A 5886-nucleotide genomic window follows, 5' to 3' on the forward strand; every position below is an offset into this window, starting at 1 on the left:
CGGAGTGACTTTCTGGGGTCGACTGCCCGGCGTGGGGTGCTGTCGGGCATCGTGGAGCGATGGACTTCGGTCAGCCGCTGCCTCGCGAGGTGGGGTCCCCGTGGTACTCGGGGAAAACGGGCGGATATGGCTCTATAGGCTCCTGACCAGGGGATCGTTGAGGTTCTGGTGGGGTGTTGCCGGGTGGTCGCTCCAGTGTTCACGGATGAGGAGTCGGAGGGGCTGCGGCGGTCCTGGCCATGGTCGGGCGTCGGGCGTTGGCACGGCGGAGTTTCCGGTCATGTGGTCAGGTCCAGCCATTCCCCGACGGCCAGCACGTGTGCGCGCCGTCCGGCGTGCGTGCGCAATTCATTCTCCGGGTCGGAGACCTCGACGTAGCCCGCGATCTTGTCCGGCTGCTCCGTCTCGTAGTGGATCGGCACTGCGTACCGGGCGTCGAGGATCTCCGCGGCCGCTGCGGCCTGCATCGGGTCCAGCGCGGCGGGCAGCGGGCTCGGCGGCTGCAGGTGCGGCGCGTCGACCACGGCCCCGTTGGCGGGCAGGAACACCGCGTCGAACGGGCTGAACCGGCGCGCGATGAGCCACCAGTAGCCGTGGAACATCGTGTCGCCGCCGTGGAAGACCCGCTGCCCGTCGGCCTCCACCACCCAGTTCAACTGCGGGTCGCCCAGCCCGTCGACGGCCGGGACCGCGGTGACGCGGAACGGCCCGACGTCGCGGGTGGACCAGGCATCCACGACCTCGGCAGCCAGCCGGTGCCGGGCCAGCTCGCTCTCGGCCAGCAGCGTCGTCATGTTGTCCACGTCGTCGCCGTGACCGGGCGCCGGTCGCAGCACCGGCGCACCCGGCGTCAGCGCGTCCGCGAGCGCGGACGCGTCGGTGTGGTCCCGGTGCAGGTGGGTGACCAGTGCGGCGGTGACCTTCCCGCTCGGCACCACCAGCCCCTCGCCGGGCTTCCACCCCGTGAACAGCGGTGAGATATCCCGCACGTGGTCGATCACCAGTCGCTTGCCGCCTGCCTCGAGCTCCAGTCCGGCCCAGCCCAGTCGTCGCACCCGCATCTCGCACTCCTTCGTCTCGGTGACTGGCTCGAAATTTAGCGTACGGTCGTTCCCTAAATCAATAGCGAACGCGCGTACGCTATCCTCGTCGCATGTCACCACGACGCTCAGCGGCCGAAGCGCAGGCCACCAGGGGCCGGATCCTCGGCCGTGCCGCCGAGATCGCCTCCGAGGAAGGGCTGGACGGCATCACCATCGGCCGGCTCGCCGAGGAGCTGGAGATGAGCAAGTCCGGGGTGCACAAGCACTTCGGCACCAAGGAGACGCTGCAAATCTCCACGCTGGACAAGGCGTTCGTGGACTTCTGGCTCCGGGTGGTCGAGCCCGCGCTGGCCGAGCCGCCGGGTCTGCGGCGGCTGCGCGCGGTGTGCGCCAACTCCGTGGGCTACCTGGAAGCGCCACTGCTGCCCGGCGGCTGCCTGATGACCGCGGCGCTCAGCGAGTACGACGGCCGCCCCGGCCGGGTCCGCGACGCGGTGGCCGAGGTGTGGTCGCGCTGGCGGGAACAGCTGCGGGCGGACCTGACCGCGGCGGTGGAGAACGGCGAGCTACCCACCGGGTTCGACATCGACCAGGCGCTGTTTGAAATCGTTGCCGCCGGGCTGGCACTGAACGCGGCCATGCAGCTCCAGCACGACCGGGCGGCCGCGGGCCGGGCCCGCCGCGCGATCGAACGGGCCTTGGACCAGTCCTGACCGCACGCCAGACCGGGCACTGGCCGAGCACGCCAAGTGAGAGGCCTGCCCAGAGGCGATCGAGCGGGCCCCCACCGACTCCGCCACCCCGGATACGACTGCCCGACCGCGTTCCTGCCGGTCAGCCTGTATCCGCCCGAAGTTTTTCCGAGTACTACGGGGACCCCGAGGTGAAGGTCATCGATTCGGCCTCGCTGTTCAGGCTGGAGGAGCGGGTGTGTGCCCTCAGCCTGAACCAGCGGTTGGACCCAGCGTCGGTGCGAGCGAATGCGGCGCCCGACGGAACCCACTACCTGTGGCCGACCCTGTGGAACAGCCTGTCTCACTGCCCGGACGTTCCACGCCAGCTGCGGCGCGAGCTGTTGATCACTCTGCGTGCGGAGGGCCGTGTGGTGAACCTGCTGGACGTGCTTCCCGACGACTTCACCCCGCTGCCGTGGGTGACCTCACGCGAAGAAGGCATTCAGGTCAGCTAGTGCTGTGACCGCATAGGTTCGCCGGTTCGTATGCCTTACAGGTTGTTCGCATAGAAGCTGACGAGTCGTTCGACGGCAACGTCGACGTATTCGGGTTCGTCGTACATCTCGTAGTGGCCGGCGCCGTCGATCACCATGAGGTCGACGGGGTTGGGGGCCAGCTTCCACAGCTGCATGCCGGTGTCGTAGGAGCCGGTGTTGCCGATGCGTCCGGCGAGGATGACCTGGAGTGGTTGGGTCATGAGCTGATCGGCCAGGTGGAACGCGTCGTAGCCCAGCAGGTGGGAGTCGCTGCGCAAGAGGCGCCGGTTCGTGGAGTGTTCGTTACCGCCGCGCTCGGTGCGGTAGTAGGTGATGGCCTGAGTGGTGTCGATGTCGGTCAGGCCCGCTGCCGTGGCGTCCTCGAGGGTGTCGGGCAGCCAGTTTACGCGGGTCGTCTCGCCGGAGCGGGCCTCTTCGGTGCGTGCGTCCGCGAGGGCGTCGAGTGCTGCGGCCGGACCGTCGGGCTGGAAGCTGCGGATTGAGGCGCCGATGTTGACGGGGACGACCGTGCCGACCGCGTTGATGCGGTGGTCCGTGCGGGCGGTGTGCACGGCGTAGCCTCCACCGGCGCAGATGCCGAGGACGCCGATGCGCTGCGGGTCGATTCCGGGGGTCGTGGTGAGCACGTCGATGGCGTAGGAGATGTCCTCACCTCGGCGGTAGGGGTCTTCGAGGTCGCGGGGCTCACCCTCGCTCTGGCCCTGATGGGCGGGGTCGAGGACGAGCGCCGCGATGCCGCGGGCGGCGAGACGGGAGGCGTAGTTGGCGCCGATCTGCTCCTTCACGCTGCTGCCTGGGGTGGAGAGCACCACGGCGCGCAGCGGTGCGCTGCTGTCGGCGTTGTCGGGCAGGTGGAGGTCCGCGGCGAGGTTGATGGGACCGCGCGGGATCGTGAGGTGCTGAAGCATGCCTGGCTTCCTTCGTGAGATTGTTGTTCCATAGGAGTCCAGTACAAAACAATATCTTGTACGATCTGAAACTAATACGAAACTGTATCACTTGGATGGAGGGTCGATGTCAGTCGACGGGGCGCAGCTGTGGACGCTGAACCAGCGGCTGCTGGGTGTTGTGATGGATGCCTGCACGGGGGAGCTGGCCGAGCTCGGGTTGGAGACGAAGGAGTTTTTCGTCCTGGCCGAGGTGGAGGCATCGCCGTACCCGGCTGAGATCGCGACTGCGCTGCTGCTGCCCAAGGCGAGCGTGACGGTCTACGTTCGCAACCTCGTCGCCAAGGGCTTTGTCCGCCGCGAGATCGACGAGGCGGACTTGCGGCGTCATCGGCTCGTACTGACCGCTGAGGGCACGCAAGCACGGGATCGAGCACTTGCAGCTCTCGCGGCGGAGTACGACCGCAGGTTGGCGAGGGTCACCCCCCAGGACCGCGTTGAGCTGCAACGCATCCTCAAAGCGATGCTCGCCTCACCCGCGTCAGGCCGTATGCGCGAGTGATTCGTCTGTCCGGTGCTCTGCTGCACGTTCGGGCCGCGACCGCATGGATTCGTCAGATCGTTCAGGTTGCGACGGCAAGGGACGTCCGCCCCAGCGGATGCCCTTCTCGCTTCGGACGCGGGCACGTTCGCGACGCTGCGCCGCGAGGATGTCGGAGTGGCGGGTGTTGGTGTTTCGCCAGCGCAGGTAGGCATGCAGGGCCCGGGTTTGCACGCTGTGGTTGCGGTGGTTGGAGTTGGCGATCGTGAACTGCCGCAGTGGCCCGAAATGGGATTCGATCGGGCTGGCCCACGAGGCGTAGATCGGGGTGAAGCACAGCTCGACACGGTTCTTCTTCGCCCAGCGACGGATCTTGTCGCCCTTGTGGGCGGACAGGTTGTCCAGGATGACGTAGATCGGGGCGCCGTCCGGGCGCGCGGCCCGGATCGACCTCAGTGCGGCCAGGGTGTTCACCGCACCCTTCTTGCGGCGGTTGACGCCCCACAGCCGGTCGTCGCCGACGGAATAGCAGCCGTGGAAGTACCGCACACCCTGTGGGTGCGGTGGCAGGTCGCGGGATGGCGCTCGGGGTGACCGGCGGGAGCCCAGCCGGCCCCGGCGGTGGGGCGGATGCCGAGCGGCCCGAACTCGTCGAACGCGAACACGCGGTCCGCGAAGCGTTCCAGCACCTCCTCGATGCGGTCCAGCTTGGCGTCACGCTCGGGGTCGGGCGACTCCTTCCAGGTTTTGGTGCGCTGAAAGGTGATGCCGCGGCGGGCGAGCAGGCACCGTAATGCCTCGCGGCCGTTCCGGATCACACGGCCGTGCACCTTCCGCAGGTAGGCGGCGAGTTTACGGATCGACCAGCGGGTGAAGGGCTGGCCGAGCTTGGTCGGGCGGGTGGTGGCCGTCTGGACGACGAAGTCCTCGTCGTCAGGACTGAGCAGGCGGGGACGGCCTCCCGCCCAGCGAGGGTCCAGGCAGGCCAGGCCGATCTCGTTGAACCGGTGGATCACGTCGCGGACGGTGTCCTCGTCGGCCTGCACCAGCCGGGCGATCACCGGGACCCGGTTTCCGCCGGCCGAGGCCAACAGCATCATCGCGCGCCGGTATCGCACCGAACTGGTGCTGCCCCGGCGCACGATCTGCCGCAGCTTCTGCCCCTCCTGGTCGGTCAATCTGCGCACACGGACAGGCTCAGCCACCACACCCCCAACGGTTGGGTCGGACGTCTCCGGACATCCAACCGCTGGAACCGCCGACCCGGCGAACCTTCCCGGTCAGAGCACTAGTTGCTCGACCGTGCTCCTTCGGCCAGGGGATGCTACTGAGGGAGGGCGAGGGCTCGGGCCTGCTGTGACAGGCGTCGCCAGCAGATGAGTGCGCATCCAAGGGTGAGGAAGGCTTCGTGGATGTCGTCGCGGATCTCCCAGCGGATCCGCAGGCGGCGGAACCAGTGCAGGTGGGCGAAGGCCCGCTCGACAACCCAGCGTTGGGTTCCGAGTCCGGAGCCGTGTTCGGTGCCGCGTCGCGCGATCAGTGGCTTCACTCCGAGCGCGCGGACGAGTCGGCGGTACTTGTCGTGGTCGTAGCCGCGGTCACCGAGCACGACGCCGGGGCGGCGCCGGGGTCGGCCGCGCTTGCCCCGAACGGGCGGCACGGCCTGGAGCAGTGGGATGAGCTGGGTGACGTCGTTGCGGTTGCCGCCGGTCAGGGTGATGGCGAGCGGGATGCCGGTGGCGTCGGTGATCAGGTGGTGTTTGCTGCCCGTCCTGCCCCGGTCGACAGGGCTTCGTCCGGTCCTGGAGCCCCTCTTAGCGCCCGGATGTGGGAGCCGTCGACGGCCGTCGGGGAGAAGTCCAGGGCATCCGCGCTGCGGAGCTTGGCCAAGAGTGTTTCGTGGAGCCGGAGCCACACATCGGCCTCGGTCCACTCGGCCAGGCGTCGCCAGCACGTCATGCCCGAACCGAAGCCGAGTTCCTGAGGCAGATATTCCCAGGCCATACCGGTATGCAGCACGAACAAGATGCCCTGGAACACCAGCCGATCCGGATGCCGCTTCCGCCCCGGATGTCGGACCCGCCGCTCAACTTTGGGCAGTAGCGGCTCGATCACCGCCCACAACTCGTCATCGACTTCGAGGCACTTTCTGCCATTCTGATCACCTGCCGGACAGCCCATACC

General features: G+C 68.1%; 6 protein-coding genes and 1 pseudogene. 3 read left to right on the forward strand and 4 right to left on the reverse strand.

From position 1 onward, the window contains the following. Positions 1-278: 278 nt before the first annotated feature. The gene (locus tag STBA_RS09590; protein WP_077058842.1) at positions 279-1061 is read right to left on the reverse strand and encodes an MBL fold metallo-hydrolase; all 783 of its coding nucleotides are present in this window, start codon (positions 1059-1061) and stop codon (positions 279-281) included. Positions 1062-1153: 92 nt separating this feature from the next. Here STBA_RS09590 and STBA_RS09595 point away from each other — a divergent pair, with 92 nt between their 5' ends. Beyond that, positions 1154-1756, forward strand: a complete 603-nt coding sequence (locus STBA_RS09595) for a TetR/AcrR family transcriptional regulator (RefSeq protein WP_077058843.1) — start codon at positions 1154-1156, stop codon at positions 1754-1756. 170 nt (positions 1757-1926) lie between these two features. Next, positions 1927-2232, forward strand: coding sequence for a hypothetical protein (locus STBA_RS09600; protein ID WP_253194603.1), 306 nt, complete (start codon positions 1927-1929; stop codon positions 2230-2232). Positions 2233-2267: 35 nt separating this feature from the next. Here STBA_RS09600 and STBA_RS09605 read toward each other — a convergent pair whose 3' ends face one another. Continuing rightward, positions 2268-3182, reverse strand: a complete 915-nt coding sequence (locus STBA_RS09605) for an alpha/beta hydrolase (RefSeq protein ID WP_077058844.1) — start codon at positions 3180-3182, stop codon at positions 2268-2270. 106 nt (positions 3183-3288) lie between these two features. Between STBA_RS09605 and STBA_RS09610 the strand changes: the two genes are divergently transcribed. After that, positions 3289-3723, forward strand: a complete 435-nt coding sequence (locus STBA_RS09610; RefSeq protein ID WP_077058845.1) for a MarR family transcriptional regulator — start codon at positions 3289-3291, stop codon at positions 3721-3723. 75 nt (positions 3724-3798) lie between these two features. Here STBA_RS09610 and STBA_RS09615 read toward each other — a convergent pair. Then, positions 3799-4907: pseudogene (locus STBA_RS09615) on the reverse strand (IS630 family transposase); the annotation flags it as partial. 119 nt (positions 4908-5026) lie between these two features. Further along, positions 5027-5883, reverse strand: a protein-coding gene (locus STBA_RS35595; RefSeq protein ID WP_253195219.1) for an IS5 family transposase whose coding sequence is annotated in 2 segments (ribosomal slippage) — positions 5027-5514 and positions 5514-5883 — 858 coding nt in all. Because the reading frame shifts where the segments join, the coding sequence is not laid out codon by codon here. Positions 5884-5886 lie beyond the last annotated feature (3 nt).

The organism is Streptomyces sp. MP131-18, from assembly GCF_001984575.1.
Taxonomy (GTDB): domain Bacteria; phylum Actinomycetota; class Actinomycetes; order Streptomycetales; family Streptomycetaceae; genus Streptomyces; species Streptomyces johnsoniae.

Excerpts from the sequence above, each read along its gene's own strand:
- STBA_RS09590 (WP_077058842.1), bottom strand. The coding sequence starts at position 1,061 with ATGCGGGTGCGACGACTGGGCTGGGCCGGACTGGAGCTCGAGGCAGGC.
- STBA_RS09595 (WP_077058843.1), top strand. The coding sequence starts at position 1,154 with ATGTCACCACGACGCTCAGCGGCCGAAGCGCAGGCCACCAGGGGCCGG.
- STBA_RS09605 (WP_077058844.1), bottom strand. The coding sequence starts at position 3,182 with ATGCTTCAGCACCTCACGATCCCGCGCGGTCCCATCAACCTCGCCGCG.
- STBA_RS09610 (WP_077058845.1), top strand. The coding sequence starts at position 3,289 with ATGTCAGTCGACGGGGCGCAGCTGTGGACGCTGAACCAGCGGCTGCTG.